The following is a 19396-nucleotide window of genomic DNA, read 5'->3' as shown; positions in this document are numbered from 1 at the left end:
AGGGCTCATAAACGAATCGACAGGCCATCGGCCAGGGATTGCCGGTAGGCGCGCCAGGCCGGCACGCTGCCCATCAGCAGCGCGGCGATCAGAATACCGCCCAGCAGCGTCCACTCATACTGGCTGGGCCAGGACAGTGGCAGGTACAGGCCGTAATTCGACTGCACGTAGCCCTGGGCCAGGGCGATGCCCAGGTACAGCAGGCCAAGCCCGGCCAGCACCCCGAACAGCGCCAGGGCGAAGGCTTCGAAGATCAGCAGGGTCGCAATGTGCCAGGGGCGCGCGCCCACCGAGCGCAGGATGGCCATCTCCCGCCGGCGTTCATTGAGGCTGGTGAGGATCGCCGTGAGCATGCCGATCAGGCCGGTCAGGACCACGAACAGCGACACCACGAACAAGGCTTTCTCGGCGGTGCCCATCAGGCTCCAGAGTTCCTGCAGGGCCACGCCGGGCAGGATCGCCAGCATCGGCTCGCCGCGGAATTCGTTGATCTCCCGTTGCAGGGCGAAGGTCGAGATCTTGCTGTTGAGGCCCAGCATGAAGGCGGTGATGGCCTGGGGCGTCAGGTCCATGTTGCGCGCCTGGTCGGCGCTGATGCGCCCCTCGCCACGGGCCGGCACGCCGTTGTGCCAGTCGATGTGGATCGCCTCCATGCCGCCCAGGCTGATGTGCAGGGTGCGGTCCACCGGAGTGCCGGTGCGCTTGAGGATGCCGACCACGGTGAAGGGCTTGTCGTCGTGCTTGACCAGGCTGATGGCCGCCACGCCATGGGCCAGTACCAGCTTGTCCCCCAGCTTGTAGTGCAAGGCATCGGCGACTTCGGCCCCCAGCACCACTTCGAAGGGGTCGCTGGCGAAGGCCCGGCCCACCGCCAGTTGCAGGTTCTGCTGGTGGCCGTACTGGTAGTGCTGGAAGTAGGCGTCGGTGGTGCCCATCACCCGGTAGCCGCGGTGGGAGTCGCCCAGGGAAATCGGGATCGCCCACTTTACCTTGGGGTTGCTGGCGAAGTGCTCGAAGCTGTCCCAGCGGATGTTGTTGGTGGCGTTGCCGATGCGGAATACCGAGTACAGCAGCAGGTTCACCGAACCGGAACGGGCGCCGACGATCAGGTCGGTGCCGCTGATGGTGCTGGCGAAACTGGCCCGGGCTTCGGTGCGCACCCGCTCCACCGCCAGCAGCAGGCAGACCGAGAGGGCAATGGCGAAGGCGGTGAGGATCGCGGTGAAGCGACGGTTAGCCAGGCTGGCCATGGCTAGACGGAACAGATACATCTCAGACCTCTGCGGGCTTGGCGGCGCGATTGAGTTCGGCCAGCGACAGGTTGCGATCGAACAGCGCTGCCAGGCTCTGGTCGTGGCTGACGAACAGCAGGCTGGCCCCGGCTTCGCGGCATTCGGCGAACAGCAATTGGAGGAAGGCTTCCCGGGCGTCGTGGTCCAGCGCCGAAGTCGGTTCGTCGGCAATCACCAGTTCCGGCTGGCCGATCAGCGCCCGGGCCGCAGCGACCCGCTGCTGCTGGCCGATGGATAGCGAATCGGCGCGGCGGCCGAGCAGCTCCGGGTCCTTCAGCCCCAGGTGGGCCAGCAGGGTGGCTGCGGCCTGGTCGACGCTGCCATGGCGCTGTGCGGCGCGGCCGGCCCGTAGCTTGGAGAAGTGGCAGGGCAGCTCGACGTTCTCGCGTACCGAGAGAAACGGCAGCAGGTTGAACTGCTGGAAGATGTAGCCGGTGTGATCGACGCGAAAGCGGTCGCGGGCGCCGGCCGAAAGCTCGGTCAGCTCCTGGCCCAGCAGGCGAATGCTGCCCTGGTTGGGTTTCTGCACGCCGCCCAGCAGGCCCAGCAGGGTGGTCTTGCCGCTGCCGCTGGGGCCCTTGAGGAACAGGGTTTCGCCGACTTCCAGGCGAAAGTCCGGGATGTCCAGTAACGGTGGATGACCGGGCCAGTTGAAGCCCAGGTTGGACAGTTCGATAAGTGCTTGGGTCATGTCGGGTCGATCATCGGATGAGTGTTGTAGCCGCCGAAGGCAGCGGCTACAGGGTTGGCGCTCAGAACTTCAGGGTTGCCGCCGTGGCGCTGGCTTCGACGCCCTGCTGGCCATTCGGCGAAATGAGTTGTACCTGAATTTTCTGGGTGGCGGGGAAGGTCTTGAAGACCTGCCCCAGATCGAGGGTCTTCAGGGCATCCGGCTTGGCGCAGGTGAACTGGTAGTGGGCGTGGATCTCGCTGTGCTCATGGTGATGCTCGTGGCCAGCGGTGTCCTTGGCATCTTCGTCGTGGTCGTCGTCATCGTGATCATCGGCATCGGGCTTGTCGCCGAACAGCGGGCTCTCCAGCTCCTGCTTGGCCACCACGCACGCCGCTGCCTTGGGCAGGCTGAACAGTACCAGCGGCTGTTCCAGCTGGGTGCGGGCGGCAGCCACCTTGGCCTTGTCGGCGTCGGTGCTCGGAGCGTGTTCGAAGCCCACCAGGTTCATTGCCGGGCTCTCCAGCTCCAGTTCCAGGGTCTGGCCGTCGAGCACTGCGTTCAAACGGCCGACTCCATGTTCGTGGGCGCCGAGGCTGCCATGTTCATGCTCGTGATCATGGGCTTGCGCGGCCTGGGCGGCGGCCAGCGGCAACAGGGCGAACGGCAGGGCGAGTAGCAGACGGCGCATAGCAAGTCTCCGGAGCGAAGATGAAATAAATGTTATGTGATCTTATAACAATCGGCCGCTGAGTTTGACCGGCCGCTTGGCGTTGCGCAAGACGCGTGGGAGCATGCTCGTCAGAAAAATTCAGGAGCACAGCAATGTTGCGGATTCGTGGAAGCATCGGCGACTGGCCGGTGGATTTGACCCTGGAACTGGACGAAGGCGACTGGGCGCAACTGGGTGCGCAGTTGCAGGCGGCCAAGCCCGAGAGCGTCGCGGTGGCGGCGAAGCCAGCCAGCCAGGACGATGCCCTGTGGCAGACCACCAAGGAGTTGCTGCGCAAGGCCGGGCAGCTCAGCGGGCCGGAGTTGCTGGAGCAACTGGAAGGGCTGGCCGGTAGCGCGGCGGCAGGCAAGCGCTTGTTGGTGCGCTTGCGCCACTGCGCCGAGGTCAAGGTGGTGAGCGGCGCCGATACGCCGATCTACAGCTGGGTGCAATGACCCTGCAGGAGCCCGCTTGCTGGCGAACGCGTTCGGCCTGTCAGAACGCTTTTGCTGGCAAGCCAGCTCCTGCACCAGCCGGCTCAGTACAGGGCGGCGAACAGCTTGCGGCGGTAGGCGGTCACCAGGGGGTGGTCGTTGCCCAGCAGGTCGAAGACTTGCAGCAGGGTCTTGTGGGCGATGCCTTCGTTGTAGCTGCGGTTGCGCATGAACAGCTTGAGCAGGGCTTCGAGCGCCGCTTCATATTGCTGGCGCGCCAGTTGCTGGATCGCCAGTTGGTACAGCGCTTCATCGTCCTGCGGGTCCTTGGCCAGGCGCGCCTTGAGCTCGGCGGCGTCCGGCAGGTCCGCGGCCTGCTTGAGGAAGGTGATCTGCGCCTTGGCTCCGGCCAGGGCCGCCTTGTGCTCATCGCTCTTGACCGCGTCGAGCACGGTCTGGGCTTCACCCAGCTCGCCACGCTCGGCCAGGCAGCGGGCGTAGAGGATCAGCGCCTTGGCGTTGCTGTTGTCTTCGCCCAGCAGCACCTTGAGCAGGGCCTCGGCATCGCCGATACGACCTTCGGCAAACAGGGCTTCGGCCTGTTCCAGGGGATCGGCGGCCGGCGGTGGCGGCATCTGCACATGGGGTTCGAGCATGGCCCGCACCGCGGATTCCGGTTGCGCACCGGCAAAGCCGTCTACGGGCTGGCCGTCCTTGAACAGCACCACGGTGGGCAGGCTGCGGATGCCGAAGCGGGCGACGATGTCCTGCTCGATGTCGCAGTTGACCTTGGCCAGCAGCAGTTCGCCCTGATAGCTCTCGGCAATTTGCTGCAGCATCGGCATCAGCGCCTTGCAGGGCGCACACCACTCGGCCCAGAAGTCCACCAGGACCGGCTTGTGAAAGGAGTTCTCGATCACCGACTGGTCGAAATCAGCGGTGCGGGCGTCGAAGATGTAGGGCGTTTCCTGACTCATGGGGTATCTCGAATAAGCGGGAATGGAACCACTATAAAGGCTGGCCGGGAGGCTGAAAATCGCTATCGCCGCTGTGCGTGATAGAGGCTCACGTTGCGAAATTCCCAGGGTTCGGCCAGGTCGGGCAGGGTGAGGGCATTGAGCATTTCCAGGCGCTGATAGAGCGGGTGCTGGAAGTCCCGTACGCGGGAATCCGCCACCAGGGCCTGGCGACCACGGCTGAGGAACTGGTCCAGCAGCGGCAGGTTGGCCCGGTCGTAGAGCACGTCCGCCACCAGGATCAGGTCGAAGCGGTCGGCCTCGGCGAAGAAATCCATGGAATAGCTCAGCTCGACGCCATTGAGTCGGGCATTCGCCCGGCAGGCGGCAATGGCCAGCGGGTCAAGGTCACAGGCCACCACTTCCCGGGCCCCGGCCTTGGCCGCGGCAATCGCCGCCACGCCGGAACCGGCACCGAAATCCAGCACCCGCTTGCCCGCGACCCAATGCGGCTGCTCGGCCAGGTAGCGCGCCAGGGCCAGGCCGCTGGCCCAGCAGAAGCTCCAGTAGGGCGGCTCGTGGAGGATGCGCCGGGTTTCTTCCGGGGTGAAGGCGCGGTCCATGTTGTCGGCGTCGATCAGCCAGAGCTTCAGCGTGGTATCGGGCAGCTCGCAGGCTACCAGTCGCGCGTCCCCCAGCAGTTCGCTGAGGGCAGCTTGCAGGTCGAGCGGGACATTCATGGGGCTTTGACAAATTGCAGTTGGCCCAGGGCCTGGCTGGTGGGTTGGTCGATGCGTTGGGCCGGCAGGTGCAGGATCAGTTGGCCGGACTGGCTGGCGCGGCCGCGCAGTTCGACCCGGGCGCCGGCCGGAAAGGCTTCGGTGGCAAAGCGCAGGCGGAACGGCAGGGCCTGGCTGGTGCCGCTCAGGTTGCTGCTGGCCAGCAGGCGTTGCGGACGGCCGCGCTCATCGATCACCAGCAGGGCCAGCTCGACGTCGGCGCCGGCCGGTACGCCCTCGAGGGTGCCACTCAACTCGCGCTGGTAGGCCGGCAAGGGGCCTGGATCGGCCGGTTCCTGATTTTTTTTCACCGCCTGCTGCTGTGAAGTGGAGGGGGCCGCGGTTTTTGGCGTATCGCTGCTGCAAGCGACCAACAGGCTGACAAGACTGAGCAGAACGAGCGGTCTGAGCGGCATCTGAAGCTCCAACAAGGCGAATTTCCGTGTGCGAAACATAATAGTCGGTCTGTATACCGTAAAGGCTATGGCTTGTCTTGCCAGTGGGATGCGCTACCATGGCCCTCCCTTTTTTTGTTGCCTGCCACCATGCACTGTCCCTTCTGCGGTGCCAACGACACCAAGGTCATCGACTCGCGTCTGGTCGCCGAGGGCGAACAGGTGCGCCGCCGGCGTGAATGCCTGGCCTGTGGTGAACGTTTCACCACCTTCGAAACCGCCGAACTGGTGATGCCGCGCCTGATCAAGACTGACGGCAGCCGTCAGCCCTTCGACGAAGAAAAACTGCGCGCCGGTATGCAGCGCGCCCTGGAAAAACGCCCGGTGAGTGTCGAGCGTCTGGAGGCGGCGCTGGTGCACATCAAGCACAAGCTGCGGGCCACCGGCGAGCGCGAGGTCAAGTCGCTGGTCGTGGGTGAGCTGGTGATGACCGAGCTGCAGAAGCTCGATGAAGTCGCCTACATCCGCTTCGCCTCGGTCTATCGCCGTTTCCAGGACCTCAACGAATTCCGCGAAGAGATCGACCGTCTCGCCCGTGAGCCGGCCAAGCAATGAGCCAGCCTGCCGAGCAAGCGGTCCTCGACGCCCACTACATGGCCCGTGCTCTGGAACTGGCGCGCAAGGGTCGCTACTCCACCCATCCCAACCCGCGTGTCGGCTGCGTCATCGTGCGCGACGGCCAGGTGGTGGGCGAGGGCTGGCACGTGCGGGCCGGCGAGCCCCATGCCGAGGTGCATGCCCTGCGCGCGGCCGGTGAACTGGCCCGTGGCGCCACCGCCTATGTGACCCTCGAACCCTGCAGCCATCACGGGCGTACGCCGCCCTGCGCCGACGCCCTGGTGAATGCCGGTGTGGCACGGGTGGTCGCGGCCATGCAGGACCCCAACCCGGAAGTGGCCGGCCGTGGCTTGCATCGCCTGGCCCAGGCCGGCATCGACACCCATGGCGGTGTGCTGGAAGGCGAGGCGCGGGCGATCAATAAAGGCTTTCTGAAACGCATGGAGCACGGCTTGCCTTATGTGCGGGTCAAGCTGGCCATGAGCCTGGATGGCCGCACCGCCATGGCCAGTGGCGAGAGCCAGTGGATCACTGGCCCTGCGGCGCGCTCTGCAGTGCAGCGCCTGCGGGCCGAGTCCAGCGTGGTACTGACCGGCGCCGACACAGTGCTGGCGGACGACGCGCGGCTGACCGTGCGCGCCGCCGAACTGGGCCTGGATGCCGAGCAGACCGCCCTGGCCATGAGCCGGCCGCCGTTGCGGGTGCTGATCGACGGCCGCCTGCGGGTGCCTCTGGATGCGCCATTCTTCAAGGCCGGCCCAGCGTTGGTTGCCACTTGTGCGGCGGTGGAAGAGCAATACGCCAACGGCCCGGAATGCCTGATTGTTCCCGGCCCCGATGGCCAGGTGGATCTGCGTCGCCTGCTGTTGGAGCTGGCGGCCCGTGGGGTCAACGAAGTGCTGGTGGAAGCCGGCCCACGCCTGGCCGGGGCCTTTGCCCAGCAGGGCCTGGTGGACGAGTACCAGATATTCGTCGCCGGCAAGTTCCTCGGTTCCTCTGCGCGGCCGTTGCTGGACTGGCCGCTGGCGCAGATGAGCCAGGCGCCATTGCTGAAGATCATAGAAATGCGTGCGGTGGGCGATGACTGGCGAGTCACTGCCATCCCGGCCCCGCCAGCGAGCGTATAATTCCCGACTTTCGCCTACCCGGCGGCCCTGTTCTCGAGGAGGACTCCATGTTCACCGGCATCATCGAATCCATCGGCAGCATTCGCGCATTGACCCCAAAAGGCGGAGATGTGCGGGTCTATGTAGAAACCGGCAAGCTTGATCTGGCCGACGTCAAACTGGGCGACAGCATCGCGGTGAACGGCGTCTGCCTGACCGCAGTTGAACTGCCTGGCGATGGTTTCTGGGCCGATGTCAGCCGTGAAACCCTGGACTGCACCGCCTTTCATCAGTTGAAGGCCGGCAGCCGGGTGAACCTGGAGAAAGCCCTGACCCCGACCACCCGCCTGGGCGGTCACCTGGTCAGTGGCCATGTCGACGGCGTCGGTGAAGTGGTGGCGCGGGAAGAAAATGCCCGGGCCATCCAGTTCCGCATCCGCGCACCGAAAGAGCTGGCCAAGTACATCGCCCATAAAGGCTCGATCACCGTCGACGGCACCAGCCTGACGGTCAACGCGGTCAATGGCGCCGAGTTCGAGCTGACCATCGTTCCCCACACCCTGGCGGAAACCATCATGGCCGACTACCGGCCGGGTCGGCAGGTCAACCTTGAGGTGGACCTGCTGGCGCGCTACCTGGAGCGCCTGCTGCTGGGCGACAAGGCGGCCGAGGCCACGGGCGGCACCATTACCGAAAGTTTTCTGGCCGCTAACGGCTATCTCAAATCCTGACTCAAGGGGGTGCCGAGTGGCGCTCAACAGCATCGAAGAACTGGTTGAAGACATCCGCCAAGGCAAGATGGTCATCCTCATGGATGACGAAGATCGCGAGAACGAAGGCGACCTGATCATGGCCGCCGAGTGCTGCAAGGCCGAACACATCAACTTCATGGCCAAGCACGCCCGCGGCCTGATCTGCATGCCCATGAGCCGCGAGCGCTGCGAGCTGCTCAAGCTGCCGCTGATGGCGCCGCGCAACGGTTCGGGGTTTGGCACCAAGTTCACCGTCTCCATCGAGGCCACCGAAGGCGTGACCACCGGCATCTCCGCCGCTGACCGCGCCCGTACCGTGCAGGCTGCCGCTGCCAAGGACGCCAAGGCCGAGGACATCGTCAGCCCGGGCCACATCTTCCCGCTGATGGCCCAGCCCGGCGGCACCCTGGCCCGCGCTGGCCACACCGAGGCCGCCTGCGACCTGGCGCGCATGGCCGGTTTCGAGCCCAGCGGGGTGATCTGCGAAGTGATGAACGACGACGGCACCATGTCCCGTCGCACCGAACTGGAAGCCTTCGCCGCCGAGCACAACATCAAGATCGGCACCATTGCCGACCTGATCCACTACCGGATGATCCACGAACGTACCGTTCAGCGGATTGCCGAGCAGCCGCTGGATAGCGAACTGGGCCAGTTCAACCTGGTGACCTATCGTGATTCCGTGGAAGGCGACGTGCACATGGCCCTGACCCTGGGCGAGATCTGCGCTGAAGAGCCGACCCTGGTACGGGTGCACAACATGGATCCGCTGCGCGACCTGCTGATGGTCAAGCAACCGGGCCGCTGGAGCCTGCGGGCGGCCATGGCCACGGTGGCCGAGGCCGGCAGTGGCGTGGTGCTGTTGCTCGGGCACCCGCTGGATGGCGACGTGCTGCTGGCGCATATCCGTGAAACCGCGGAGCACCAGCCGGCGAAGAAGCCCACCACCTATAGCATCGTCGGTGCCGGTTCGCAGATCCTGCGCGACCTGGGTGTACGCAAAATGCGCCTGATGAGTGCGCCGATGAAGTTTAATGCGATATCCGGTTTCGACCTGGAAGTTGTAGAATACGTGCCCTCCGAATAAAAGCCGCCTGTTTCCGGCAGCCTATTCGCGGTTCAAATATCACTGAAGAGCGTGTACTAGACACGCTCTGGCTCTTTAAGAGATTTGTCGAATGACCCTGAAGACCATCGAAGGTACCTTCATCGCCCCTAAAGGCCGCTATGCCCTGGTGGTCGGCCGTTTCAACAGCTTCGTCGTCGAAAGCCTGGTCAGCGGCGCGGTTGACGCCCTGGTTCGCCACGGCGTGAGCGAAAGCGACATCACCATCATCCGTGCTCCTGGCGCCTTCGAAATTCCGTTGGTTGCACAGAAAGTGGCACAAAAGGGTGAGTTCGCGGCAATCGTCGCCCTGGGCGCGGTCATTCGTGGCGGTACTCCGCACTTCGAATACGTGGCTGGCGAGTGCACCAAGGGCCTGGCCCAGGTGTCCATGGAGTTCGGCGTGCCAGTGGCCTTCGGCGTGCTGACCGTTGACTCGATCGAACAAGCCATCGAGCGTTCCGGCACCAAGGCCGGCAACAAAGGTGCTGAAGCTGCCCTGTCCGCCCTGGAAATGGTCAGCCTGCTGGCGCAGTTGGAGGCCAAGTGATTAGCGACGATAGCGATCGTTTCAACCCGCGCGATCCCAAGCCTGCCAATGCCGGCAAGCCATCCAAGAGCGCCAAGCGTCGCGAAGCCCGTCAGCTCGCGACCCAGGCGCTGTACCAATGGCACATGGCCAAGCATTCGCTGAACGAGATCGAAGCGCAGTTTCGGGTCGACAACGATTTCACTGACATCGATGGCGCCTACTTCCGTGAGATCCTGCACGGGGTTCCGGCCAACAAGAACGAGATCGACACTGCGCTCGTGCCTTGCCTGGACCTGGCCATCGATGAGCTGGACCCTGTGGAACTGGCGGTTCTGCGCCTGTCTACCTGGGAACTGCTCAAGCGCGTCGACGTGCCGTACCGCGTTGTGATCAACGAAGGTATCGAGCTGGCCAAGGTCTTCGGTTCCACCGATGGCCACAAGTTCGTCAATGGCGTACTCGACAAGCTGGCCCCACGCCTGCGCGAAGCTGAAGTGAAGGCGTTCAAGCGCTGAACCGCGCTTGCAGCTGCCATGGGCGAGTTTGAGCTGATCCGCAACTTCTTCGCTGCCGCGCCTTGTGCGCAGGGCGGCGAGGGTGTTGCCCTGGGGATCGGCGACGACTGCGCCTTGCTGGCAGTTGCCCCTGGCGAGCAGTTGGCGATTTCCACCGACACCCTGGTGGCCGGTGTGCATTTCGCCGATCCCTGCGAGCCCTTTCTTCTTGGCCAACGCTCCCTGGCGGTGGCTGTCAGCGACCTGGCCGCCATGGGCGCCACGCCACTGGCCTTTACCCTTGCCCTGACCCTGCCGACGGTAAGCACCGATTGGCTGCAGGCCTATGCCCAAGGCTTGAATGCCATGGCGCAGAACTGCGGGGTGCGCCTGATCGGTGGCGATACCACCCGCGGCCCCTTGACCCTGACCCTGACGGTATTCGGCCGGGTACCTGCCGGCCTGGCCCTGACCCGCAGCGGTGCTCGGGCAGGCGATCTGCTGTGCGTCGGCGGTGACCTGGGCAACGCCGCCGGCGCCTTGCCGCTGGTTCTGGGCCAGCGCAGCGCCGAGCCGGCGCTGGCTGAGCCACTGCTGGCCCATTACTGGTCGCCGCAACCGCAACTGGCCCTGGGCCAGGCGCTGCGGGGCAAGGCCACGGCGGCGCTGGACATCTCCGATGGCTTGCTGGCCGACTGCGGCCATATCGCCACGGCCTCGGCGGTTGGTTTGCAGGTCGAGGTCGAGAAGCTGCCGCTATCGCCGGTGCTGCTGGGCTTTCTCGGCCAGCAGGGCGCTCGCGCCGCGGCCCTGAGTGGCGGTGACGACTACGTCCTGGCCTTCACCCTGCCACCGGCCGAACTGGCGCCGCTACTGACGGCCGGCTGGCCAGTGCGGGTGGTCGGGCGAGTGGTGGCCGGGCAGGGGGTGACCCTGCTGGATGCCGATGGGCAGGACATCACCCCCGGCACCCGGGGTTATCAACACTTTCCGGAGACACAGTGACAGATCATCCCAAACAGGTCCCGGCGGAGTTCGTACCGCCGTCGGTGTGGCGCAACCCCTGGCATTTCCTGGCCTTCGGCTTTGGTTCCGGCACCTTGCCCAAGGCGCCGGGCACCTGGGGTTCGCTGGTTGCGCTACCCTTTATCCCGCTGTGGCAGATGTTGCCGGACTGGGGCTACTGGCTGATGCTCGGCATCACCATGCTGTTCGGCTTCTGGCTGTGCGGCAAGGTGGCCGACGATCTGCGGGTGCATGACCACGAAGGCATCGTCTGGGATGAAATGGTCGGCATGTGGATCACCCTGTGGCTGGTGCCCGAAGGCTGGTACTGGCTGCTGGCAGGTTTCCTGATGTTCCGCTTCTTCGACATTCTCAAGCCCTGGCCGATTCGCTGGATCGACCGGCATGTGCATGGCGGCGTCGGCATCATGCTCGACGACGTCCTCGCCGGGGTGTTTGCCTGGCTGGCGATGCAAGGGCTGGTGTGGTGCTTCAGCTGAGGAAATAGGCATGGGTGTGTGCCGCGCGCTGCTGGTATTGCTGGTTGCCTTGAGCTGTTGCAGCGTCCGGGCCGCGGAGCCGCAGGCGCAGCCCAGGCACATTCGCATCGCCAGCGAGGTCTGGAGCGATTACACCGAAGCCAACGGCGAGGGGCTGGGCTGGGACATCCTGCGCGAAGTCTTCGAGCCGCTGGGTGTGACCATCGAACGTTGCAGCGTGCCCTATACCCGTTCGGTCGGGCTGGTACAGCGCGGCGAAGTGGACGCCCACATGGGTGCCTACCGTGATGAGTCGCCGGGTGTGCTTTACCCCCACTGGAACTACGACACCGATCACATCTACGCCCTGGGACTGGCCAGCAACCCCGAGTTGAGCCTGGCGACTATCGCCAGTTACCGACTGGTCTGGGTGCGCGGCTACAAGTACCAGGACTACCTGCCCAATATCCGTCGCTACAACGAGATCCGCCGGCGCATCGGCATCCTGCCGATGCTGCTGTACAGCCGCGCCGACTATTACATCGATGCCCAGACCGAGATCGACTACGTGCTGGGGCAGGCCTCCGATCCGAGCCAGTTCAAGCGTACCCACCTGACCGAGCTGCCGCTGTACCTGGGGTTCGCCAGCAACCCGCGCGGGCGGGAAATACGCGAACTGTACGACCAGCGCATGGCACAGCTGGTGAGCACCGGGCGTTTGCGGCCGATCTTCGAGCGCTGGAAACAGCCTTATCCCTTTGACGGGAGCCCTTAGCCGGCGGTGCGTTGATCAAACTTATCGATCTTTATCTCCGATAATTCAGCCTAAGCGTCCAGTGGAGGCTGCTGTTACAATGCCGCCTCTGCGAATCTCCAGTCCTCATACAGATCAGGAGCACAACAGTGCCCGTCGTTTTTGTTGCTGCTTGCAAGCTGCCTACGCCTTTTGCGCAATTCACCATGCATGGTTTTCTCGATGAAGCTACCGGCCGCGAGCATGTGGTGCTCAGCCTGGGCGATATCGCCGACGGCGCTCCGGTTCTCGGCCGCCTGCACTCCGAGTGCCTGACCGGCGATGCACTGTTCAGTCAGCGTTGCGACTGCGGCTCGCAACTGGAAGCCGCCCTGCAGGCCATTGCCCGCGAAGGTCGTGGGGTGTTGCTGTACTTGCGCCAGGAAGGCCGGGGTATCGGCCTCTTGAACAAGATCCGCGCCTATGAACTGCAGGACGGTGGCGCCGACACCGTGGAGGCCAACGAACGCCTGGGCTTTGCCGCCGACCAGCGCGACTACGCCATGTGCCTGCCGATGCTGGAGCACCTGGGGGTCAAGTCCCTGCGCCTGATGACGAACAACCCGCGCAAGGTCAAGGCCTTGACCGAGATGGGGATCCAGGTCGCCGAGCGCGTACCGCTGCACACCGGCCATAACCCGCACAACAAACTCTACCTGGCGACCAAGGCCAGCAAGCTCGACCACATGATGGGCAACGAGCATCAGGGCGAGGTCGACCGCGCGTGACCCGGGGCCAAGTCAAGCGGCGCCTGACCGTCAGTTGGTTGCAATACCTGGCCCTGGGCCTGTTGCCGTTGTTCGTGATCAACGCGCTGTTCGGCCAGGGCGAGCCCATCCTGCCGGTGCTGGCGATGCCGTTCTTCATTGCCGGGGTGGCATCGATGTTCGTCAGCCTGCGCTTCTTCGGCGGCTACAAGCACGCCCTGATCGCCACCCAGAAAGCCCTGGACACTCCCGAGGAACCGGCGGCCTGGATCAACCTTGCGGCCAGCCGGCGGGTGGCGTTCCTGGCGGCGTCGCTGCCGGCCTGGATCGGCACCCTGGCGGTGTTCGTCGGCCTGGAAGCGGTGCCGCTGATGCTTCTGGCGGTGTCCACGGCGGTGCTGTTCTACCTCTATCGCATTCCGCGTCAACTGGGCTGATGCTGCGCTGGCTGGCGGTCCTGTGCCTGCTGGCCAGTGTTCCGGCGCTGGCGGCGCAGCGGGTGGTGAGTCTTGCGCCATCGCTCTCGGAAATCGTTGTAGAGCTGGGGGCTGCCGAGCTGCTGGTGGGCGTGCTGGATGCCGGTGAACGGCCCGCGCCGCTGAAGGACCTGCCTTCGGTGGGGCGCTACGGCCAGCTGGATATCGAGCGCTTGCTGAGTCTCAAGCCTGATCTGCTGTTGCTCTGGCCGGGCAGTGTCGGCCCGGCCCAGCGCGATCAACTGGCGCGCCTGGGGATCCCCACCCTGGTTGCCGAACCCCATGACTTCCCGCAACTGACCGCGCAGATTGCCGAGATCGGCGAGCGCCTGGGTCGCCCGGCGGCCGGCCGCGAGCTGGCCGCCGAGTTGAACGGGCAACTGGCTGCATTGCGCGTCCGCTATCACCGCGAACCGCCGTTGCCGGTGTTCTATCAGGTCTGGGACCAGCCGCTGTACACCGTGGGTGGTGGGCAGATCATCAGCGAAGCCTTGAGTGTCTGCGGCGCGCGCAATGTGTTTGCCGACCAGCAACTGCCGGCGCCCCAGGTCAGTATCGAGTCGGTGTTGCAGCGCAATCCGCAGGCGATCCTCGCCACCGCCCAGGGACAACTGGATGCCTGGAAGGACTGGCCGCAGGTCGCGGCGGTGCGGCAAGGGCGGTTGCTGCTGGTAAGGGACAAGGGCCTGGAGCGGCCCAGCGGGCAGATGATTGCCGCGACGGCCAGGCTCTGTGCCTTGATCGCACCTGAGCGCTGAGCCCGTTCACCGGCAGGCCTTGCCCTAGGGGCCTGTAGGAGCCGGCTTGCCGACGAAGGCGGCGAACCTTACAGCTTAGGCGTCCAGGTCACGCCGAGCATCCAGGTACGGCCTTCGCTGCGGTAGCCATAGTCGTTGCCGTTGTACTCGTAGAGCGCGCGGCTATAGGACTTGTCGAAGATGTTGTCGAGTTTCAGGTCCAGCTTCACTTCCTGATTGATCGCCCAACTGCTTCGCAGTCCGAGCAGGCCGTAGCCGCCAATCGGGACCTGCTTTTTCGTGCTCAAGTCCTCACGGCTCTTGCTCACCAGTTGCCAACTGGCACCTAGCGCCAATTGGTCGAACTGCCGGTCTAGATCCAGATTCAAGGTGCGGCGGGCACGGCGCGGCAGTTGATGGCCATCCTTGCGATTGCGCGGATCAATGATCGCGGTGCCGATGCTGGTCTGCCAGCCGAACAGTTCCTGTTTCAGGGCCGCTTCGAAACCGTTGATTCTCGCTGCGCCAACGTTTTCCGGGCGTTGGGCTATGCGGTCATAAATGATTGCGTCCTTGATATCGGTGCGGAAGATCGAGGTCTCCAGGCGAGTGCTTTGCGTCAGTTGGTTACGCCACTGCAATTCATAACTCTTGGAGTGTTCCGGCTTGAGGTCGGGGTTGCTGAAGCCGGGGTAATACAGGTCGCTGAAGTTGGGCGCTCGGAAACCTTCGCTATAGGAGAGCAGCAAGTCATTGTCCGGGTTGAGCGGCAGGGTAAAGGTGCCGCTCCAAGTGTTCTGGCTGCCGTACTGCTGGTTCTGGTCACGGCGCAGACCCAGCTCGGTGGAGAAACTGTCACCGCGAAAGCGGTGCTGAATGAAGGCCGCCCGGTTCCAGCGGCTGTCTTCGGCAAATCGCGCCGGGCTGGTATTGAGCCGGTCTTCGTACCAGTCAGCGCCGAGGATCAGGCTGTTGTGTTCGTCCAGGCGCAGATCGTTCTGCCAGTTCAGCGAGTCCCGGTAGGTATTGAATACGTTTCGTTCGTCACTGAGTTTGTCGCGCTTGAGGTCGCGGTTCTCGCTATGCCCCAGCTCTACTCGCGACGTCCAGTAATCATTGATGTGCGCATCGAGATAGCCGCTGACGCTGCTGACACTGAAGTCGGTGTAAGGATCCTGGGCGAAGACGTCGTAGCTTGAGTCGTAGCGCCCGAAGGGGTTGTCATAGCGCGTGCGACCACGGTTATCCAGCAGGTTGAGGCCTACCTCCAGGTCATCGTTCAGCGCATGGCTGAGGGTGAAGCTCAACGACTTGTTGCGGTAACCATCATGGTCGGCATCGCTGGGGAACGATTCGTGGGTCCAGTCGATCCCGGCGGTTTCATCCAGGTTGGCGCCGAGGCTGAAGCGTGTCTGTTGATCTCCACCGGACAGTCCCAGGCTGCGCTCCCAGGTCTGGTTGCTGCCAGCGGCGACGCGCATGCGCCCATGGAGCCCCGAGTCCGCTCCGCGCCGGGTGAAGATCTGGATCACCCCGCCAATGGCGTCGCTGCCATAGATCACTGAGCGCGAGCCACGCAGTACTTCCACCCTTTCTATCTGCTCGATACTGATGAACTGCAGGTTACTGTCGCCGCTCGATGAGCTGCTGATGCGCTGGCCGTCCACCAGCACCAGGCTCTGGGCCGAGTTGGTGCCGCGAATGAAAATGTTCGGCAGGTTGCCGCGGCCGCCGCTCTGGGCAACCTGGACCCCGGGCACCCGTTGCAACAGGTCGGTCAGGCTGGTGGGTTGCAGGCGGTCGATGTCTTCCCGGGTGAATACGGTGTTGGCGGCGCTGCTGTCATTGCGCGCTTCCACCTGGCGGTTGGCGCTGATCAGCATTTCGGGCAGTTTCAGGGCCTGATCGCGGTCGGGGGTGTCGGCAAAGAGTTCGGTGCAGGGCAAAAGGCAAAGCGGCAGGGCCAGGCGAGAGAGTTTCATGGCTATTCCGTTGGCGCGGCTCGGCCTTTGCCGCAAAGTGGGAGAGGCTGCACAGTGAAGGCCAAAAAGCGACGCCCGCATGGCGGGCGTGCAACAGCGGCTACAGCTGGCCGTTGTGGATCAAGCCAGGCCCAGCAGCGCCAGGCGCTGGCGCACCGAGGCCTCGATGCCGGCTTCGTCGAGGCCGCACTCGGCGAGCATCTGCGCCGGTTTGGCGTGCTCGACGTAGGCGTCTGGCAAGCCCAGGTGGAGGATCGGCTTGAGGATGTTTTCCCGTGCCAGGTATTCGCTGACCGCACCGCCGGCGCCACCCATGATGGCGTTTTCCTCGATGGTCACCAGCAGTTCGTGGCTGCTGGCGATCTCGCGTACCAGGGCTTCATCCAGTGGCTTGACGAAGCGCATGTCGACCACCGTGGCGTCGAGGTTCTCGGCCACTTGCAGGGCTTCGGCCAGTTGCACGCCGAACACCAGCAGGGCCACTTGCCTGCCCTGGCGGCGGATCACGCCCTTGCCGATCTCGATCGGTTCCAGGCTCTTGTCGATCGGTGCGTTGGGGCCGGTGCCGCGCGGGTAGCGCACGGCCGCAGGGCCGTTGTACAGGTGCCCGGTGCTGAGCATCATGCGCAGCTCGTTCTCGTCGCTCGGGGTCATCACCAGCATGCCGGGGATGCAGCGCAGGTAGGAGAGGTCGAAGCTGCCGGCGTGGGTCGGGCCGTCTTCGCCCACCAGGCCGGCGCGGTCGATGGCGAACAGCACGTCGAGGTTCTGTACCGCCACATCGTGGATCAGCTGGTCATAGCCGCGCTGGAGGAAGGTCGAATAGATCGCCACCACCGGCTTGGCGCCCTCGCAGGCCATGCCGGCCGCCAGGGTCACGGCGTGCTGCTCGGCAATTGCCACGTCGAAGTAGCGCAGCGGGAAACGCTCGCTGAAGGCCACCAGGTCCGAACCTTCCTTCATCGCCGGGGTGATGCCCACCAGGCGCGGGTCGGCGGCGGCCATGTCGCACAGCCATTCGCCGAACACACCGGAGTACTTCGGCCCGCCGGCCTTTTTCGGCGCGGCCGCCGGGGCGTCCAGGGGTTCCAGCTTGGTGATGGCGTGGTAGCCGATCGGGTCGACCTCCGCCGGGGCGAAGCCCTTGCCCTTCTTGGTCACCACATGCAGGAACTGCGGGCCCTTGAGGTCGCGCATGTTGCGCAGGGTGGCGATCAGGGTCGGCAGGTCATGGCCGTCGATGGGGCCGATGTAGTTCCAGCCCAGTTCTTCGAACAGGGTGCCGGGGACCAGCATGCCCTTGGCGTATTCTTCGGTGCGGCGAGCGATTTCCCAGGCCCCGGGCAGGCGCGACAGCACTTTCTTGCTGCCTTCGCGCATGCTGGCGTAGGTGCGGCTGGAGAGAATCTTGGCCAGGTAGTTGGACAGCCCGCCGACATTGCGCGAGATCGACATGTCGTTGTCGTTGAGGATCACCAGCATGTTGGCGTCCACTTCCGGCGCGTGGTTCAGGGCCTCGAAGGCCATGCCCGCGGTCAGGGCGCCGTCGCCGATCACGGCGATGGCCTTGCGCTCGCTGTTCTGCAGGCGGGCGGCGATGGCCATGCCCAGGGCAGCGCTGATGGAGGTACTGGAGTGGCCGACGCCGAAGGTGTCGTACTCGCTCTCGGAGCGCCGCGGGAAGGCGGCCAGGCCGTCTTTCTGGCGCAGGCTGGCCATCTGCTCACGGCGCCCGGTGAGGATCTTGTGCGGATACGCCTGGTGACCCACGTCCCACACCAGCCGGTCGTCCGGGGTGTCGAACACGTAATGCAACGCGATGGTCAGCTCGATGACCCCGAGGCCGGCACCGAAGTGCCCGCCGGTCTGGCCGACCGTGTAGAGCAATTCCAGGCGCAACTCATCGGCCAGGGTTTCCAGCTCGGCTTCGCCTAACCGGCGCAGGCCGTCCGGCGTCTGGGCGCGGTCGAGCAGCGGCGTGGTCGGGCGTTTGCGGGGAATCTCATGAAACGTCGTGGGCATCAGGCGAATCGTTATAGGTATAGAAAGAGGCGGCAGTTTACCTTATGCATCGCAAGCTGCCCACGCAGAGCGCCGAACTTGGCCGATATGCGGTCCTGCTGCGGACCGCCGATCAGCTGCGGCGTTCGACGATATAGCGCGCCAGCTCGCGCAGCGGCTCGGCCGCTGCGTCAAACGGACGCAGGGCATGCAGCGCCTGGTCGCGCAGTTCCAGGGCGTACTCCTTGGCCGCGGCCAGGCCCAGCAAGGCCGGGTAGGTCGGCTTGTCCCGGGCGATATCGGCGCCCTGGCGCTTGCCCAGGGTGGCGGTATCGCTTTCGACATCGAGAATGTCGTCCTGCACCTGGAACGCCAGGCCAATGGCCTGAGCGTAGGTTTGCAGGGCCTTGAGCTCGTCCTTTTCGGCCCGGCCGCTGGCCAGGGCGCCAAGGATCACGCTGGCTTCGATCAGTGCCCCGGTCTTGTGCCGATGCATGTATTCCAGGGCCTGCTGGTCCAGCTTGAGCCCCACGGAGCCGAGGTCGATGGCCTGGCCGCCGACCATGCCCGCCGGGCCCGCGGCCTGGGCCAGGGTGGTGACCATGCGCAGGCGGATCTCGGCGCTGGCGTCGCTCAGGGCCGGGTCCAGCAGGGCGCTGAAGGCCAGGCTCTGCAGGCCGTCGCCGGCGAGGATCGCGCAGGCTTCATCGAAAGCCTTGTGGGTGGTGGGCTGGCCGCGGCGCAGGTCGTCATCGTCCATGGCCGGCAGGTCGTCATGCACCAGGGAATAGGCGTGGATCAGCTCCACCGCGCAGGCGGCGCCGTTGGCTTGCTCGGGCTTGCCGCCCAGGGCCTCGCAGGCGGCGTAGGCCAGCAGCGGGCGCACGCGCTTGCCGCCATTCATCACGCTGTAGCGCATGGCTTCATAGAGGCGGGCAAGTTCGGGGCTAGGGGCGGTGAACAGGGTGTGCATTGCAGCGTCGACGCGGGCCTGGCTGGAGGCCTGATAGGCGGTAATCATTCCGGCTGTTCCGCATCGAAGGGCTGTTCCGCCAGCTCGCCATCGCGCTCCAGGAGGATCTGCACCTTCTGCTCGGCCTGGGCCAGGGCCGCCTGGCAATCGCGGGTCAGGCCGATGCCTTGCTCGAAGGCGGTCAACGAGTCTTCCAGCGACAGCTCGCCGTTCTCCAGACGCTCGACCAGGGTTTGCAGGTCGGCGAGGGATTGTTCGAAATCTAAGGCAGCTTTTTTGCGGGCCATGGCGGCTATCCCGGTTGACGTTAAACCGGCGCGACACTAGCAGACAGCGGGGTTTCGGGCAAATGAGAAGCGCCCGCTGGCGGGCCTCGGGCGGGGGGCGTTGGGGTAGGG

At 64.9% G+C, this 19396-nt stretch carries 23 protein-coding genes; 13 read left to right on the top strand and 10 right to left on the bottom strand.

Translation table 11 applies throughout. The features are described 5' to 3' along the window. Positions 1 to 5: 5 nt before the first annotated feature. The 3 genes from ACUXVH_RS27940 to ACUXVH_RS27930 all read right to left on the bottom strand — a co-directional run bounded on the left by ACUXVH_RS27940 (position 6) and on the right by ACUXVH_RS27930 (position 2653). The gene (locus ACUXVH_RS27940; protein WP_015637208.1) at positions 6 to 1271 is read right to left on the bottom strand and encodes an ABC transporter permease; all 1266 of its coding nucleotides are present in this window, start codon (positions 1269 to 1271) and stop codon (positions 6 to 8) included. A gap of 1 nt (position 1272) precedes the next feature. Further along, positions 1273 to 1983: an ABC transporter ATP-binding protein gene (locus tag ACUXVH_RS27935; RefSeq protein WP_019093216.1), complete on the bottom strand. Its 711-nt coding sequence runs from the start codon at positions 1981 to 1983 to the stop codon at positions 1273 to 1275. Positions 1984 to 2044: 61 nt separating this feature from the next. Next, positions 2045 to 2653 (bottom strand): DUF2796 domain-containing protein, encoded by a 609-nt coding sequence (locus tag ACUXVH_RS27930; RefSeq protein WP_011063744.1) that lies wholly within the window; start codon positions 2651 to 2653, stop codon positions 2045 to 2047. A gap of 134 nt (positions 2654 to 2787) precedes the next feature. On the opposite strand from ACUXVH_RS27930, the gene ACUXVH_RS27925 reads away from it, so the two are divergent. Beyond that, the gene (locus tag ACUXVH_RS27925; protein ID WP_015637205.1) at positions 2788 to 3129 is read left to right on the top strand and encodes a hypothetical protein; all 342 of its coding nucleotides are present in this window, start codon (positions 2788 to 2790) and stop codon (positions 3127 to 3129) included. Positions 3130 to 3212: 83 nt separating this feature from the next. Here the strand turns inward: ACUXVH_RS27925 and trxA are convergent, their stop codons facing one another. The 3 genes from trxA to ACUXVH_RS27910 all read right to left on the bottom strand — a co-directional run bounded on the left by trxA (position 3213) and on the right by ACUXVH_RS27910 (position 5259). Continuing rightward, the gene (gene trxA / locus ACUXVH_RS27920) at positions 3213 to 4085 is read right to left on the bottom strand and encodes a thioredoxin (protein WP_011063742.1); all 873 of its coding nucleotides are present in this window, start codon (positions 4083 to 4085) and stop codon (positions 3213 to 3215) included. Positions 4086 to 4147: 62 nt separating this feature from the next. Further along, the gene (locus tag ACUXVH_RS27915; protein ID WP_053154128.1) at positions 4148 to 4804 is read right to left on the bottom strand and encodes a class I SAM-dependent methyltransferase; all 657 of its coding nucleotides are present in this window, start codon (positions 4802 to 4804) and stop codon (positions 4148 to 4150) included. Next, positions 4801 to 5259 (bottom strand): lipoprotein, encoded by a 459-nt coding sequence (locus ACUXVH_RS27910; protein WP_041120023.1) that lies wholly within the window; start codon positions 5257 to 5259, stop codon positions 4801 to 4803. The genes ACUXVH_RS27915 and ACUXVH_RS27910 overlap by 4 nt, the downstream gene beginning before the upstream one ends. 129 nt (positions 5260 to 5388) lie before the next feature. Here ACUXVH_RS27910 and nrdR point away from each other — a divergent pair, with 129 nt between their 5' ends. The 12 genes from nrdR (at position 5389) to ACUXVH_RS27850 (ending at position 14063) form a co-directional block, all read left to right on the top strand. After that, the gene (nrdR, locus tag ACUXVH_RS27905) at positions 5389 to 5853 is read left to right on the top strand and encodes a transcriptional regulator NrdR (protein ID WP_019095943.1); all 465 of its coding nucleotides are present in this window, start codon (positions 5389 to 5391) and stop codon (positions 5851 to 5853) included. After that, positions 5850 to 6983, top strand: coding sequence for a bifunctional diaminohydroxyphosphoribosylaminopyrimidine deaminase/5-amino-6-(5-phosphoribosylamino)uracil reductase RibD (ribD, locus tag ACUXVH_RS27900; RefSeq protein ID WP_015637201.1), 1134 nt, complete (start codon positions 5850 to 5852; stop codon positions 6981 to 6983). Before nrdR ends, ribD begins: the two co-directional genes overlap by 4 nt. A gap of 47 nt (positions 6984 to 7030) precedes the next feature. After that, positions 7031 to 7693: a riboflavin synthase gene (locus ACUXVH_RS27895; RefSeq protein ID WP_011063737.1), complete on the top strand. Its 663-nt coding sequence runs from the start codon at positions 7031 to 7033 to the stop codon at positions 7691 to 7693. Positions 7694 to 7709: 16 nt separating this feature from the next. Then, positions 7710 to 8801 (top strand): bifunctional 3,4-dihydroxy-2-butanone-4-phosphate synthase/GTP cyclohydrolase II, encoded by a 1092-nt coding sequence (ribBA, locus tag ACUXVH_RS27890; RefSeq protein ID WP_011063736.1) that lies wholly within the window; start codon positions 7710 to 7712, stop codon positions 8799 to 8801. A 91-nt stretch (positions 8802 to 8892) separates the two neighbouring features. Beyond that, entirely contained in the window at positions 8893 to 9369 is a 477-nt protein-coding gene (gene ribH, locus ACUXVH_RS27885) for a 6,7-dimethyl-8-ribityllumazine synthase (protein WP_011063735.1), read from the top strand. Continuing rightward, the gene (nusB, locus tag ACUXVH_RS27880; RefSeq protein ID WP_011063734.1) at positions 9366 to 9866 is read left to right on the top strand and encodes a transcription antitermination factor NusB; all 501 of its coding nucleotides are present in this window, start codon (positions 9366 to 9368) and stop codon (positions 9864 to 9866) included. The genes ribH and nusB overlap by 4 nt, the downstream gene beginning before the upstream one ends. Before the next feature lie 18 nt (positions 9867 to 9884). Beyond that, the gene (gene thiL, locus ACUXVH_RS27875; protein WP_065363605.1) at positions 9885 to 10850 is read left to right on the top strand and encodes a thiamine-phosphate kinase; all 966 of its coding nucleotides are present in this window, start codon (positions 9885 to 9887) and stop codon (positions 10848 to 10850) included. Then, positions 10847 to 11350, top strand: coding sequence for a phosphatidylglycerophosphatase A family protein (locus ACUXVH_RS27870; RefSeq protein ID WP_011063732.1), 504 nt, complete (start codon positions 10847 to 10849; stop codon positions 11348 to 11350). The genes thiL and ACUXVH_RS27870 overlap by 4 nt, the downstream gene beginning before the upstream one ends. A gap of 10 nt (positions 11351 to 11360) precedes the next feature. Further along, the gene (locus tag ACUXVH_RS27865) at positions 11361 to 12104 is read left to right on the top strand and encodes a substrate-binding periplasmic protein (RefSeq protein ID WP_065363606.1); all 744 of its coding nucleotides are present in this window, start codon (positions 11361 to 11363) and stop codon (positions 12102 to 12104) included. Positions 12105 to 12232: 128 nt separating this feature from the next. Next, the gene (ribA, locus tag ACUXVH_RS27860; RefSeq protein ID WP_011063730.1) at positions 12233 to 12850 is read left to right on the top strand and encodes a GTP cyclohydrolase II; all 618 of its coding nucleotides are present in this window, start codon (positions 12233 to 12235) and stop codon (positions 12848 to 12850) included. Beyond that, positions 12847 to 13266 (top strand): MFS transporter, encoded by a 420-nt coding sequence (locus tag ACUXVH_RS27855; RefSeq protein ID WP_065363607.1) that lies wholly within the window; start codon positions 12847 to 12849, stop codon positions 13264 to 13266. Before ribA ends, ACUXVH_RS27855 begins: the two co-directional genes overlap by 4 nt. After that, on the top strand, positions 13266 to 14063 hold the full coding sequence (locus ACUXVH_RS27850; RefSeq protein ID WP_011063728.1) for a cobalamin-binding protein: 798 nt from the start codon (positions 13266 to 13268) through the stop codon (positions 14061 to 14063). Before ACUXVH_RS27855 ends, ACUXVH_RS27850 begins: the two co-directional genes overlap by 1 nt. Positions 14064 to 14131: 68 nt before the next feature. Here the strand turns inward: ACUXVH_RS27850 and ACUXVH_RS27845 are convergent, their stop codons facing one another. The 4 genes from ACUXVH_RS27845 to ACUXVH_RS27830 all read right to left on the bottom strand — a co-directional run bounded on the left by ACUXVH_RS27845 (position 14132) and on the right by ACUXVH_RS27830 (position 19285). Next, positions 14132 to 16024 carry a TonB-dependent receptor plug domain-containing protein gene (locus ACUXVH_RS27845; RefSeq protein ID WP_065363608.1) on the bottom strand — a complete coding sequence of 631 codons (1893 nt, stop codon included), beginning with the start codon at positions 16022 to 16024 and terminating at the stop codon, positions 14132 to 14134. A 120-nt stretch (positions 16025 to 16144) separates the two neighbouring features. Beyond that, positions 16145 to 18046 (bottom strand): 1-deoxy-D-xylulose-5-phosphate synthase, encoded by a 1902-nt coding sequence (gene dxs / locus ACUXVH_RS27840; protein WP_065363609.1) that lies wholly within the window; start codon positions 18044 to 18046, stop codon positions 16145 to 16147. Positions 18047 to 18158: 112 nt separating this feature from the next. Further along, positions 18159 to 19046: a (2E,6E)-farnesyl diphosphate synthase gene (ispA, locus tag ACUXVH_RS27835; RefSeq protein ID WP_019092778.1), complete on the bottom strand. Its 888-nt coding sequence runs from the start codon at positions 19044 to 19046 to the stop codon at positions 18159 to 18161. Next, positions 19043 to 19285 carry an exodeoxyribonuclease VII small subunit gene (locus ACUXVH_RS27830; protein WP_011063724.1) on the bottom strand — a complete coding sequence of 81 codons (243 nt, stop codon included), beginning with the start codon at positions 19283 to 19285 and terminating at the stop codon, positions 19043 to 19045. The genes ispA and ACUXVH_RS27830 overlap by 4 nt, the downstream gene beginning before the upstream one ends. Positions 19286 to 19396: the final 111 nt, after the last annotated feature.

This window comes from Pseudomonas sp. 8(2025) (assembly GCF_052665325.1).
The sequence above is the reverse complement of the archived record's forward strand: the minus strand, read 5'-3'. Positions and strand labels throughout refer to the sequence as shown.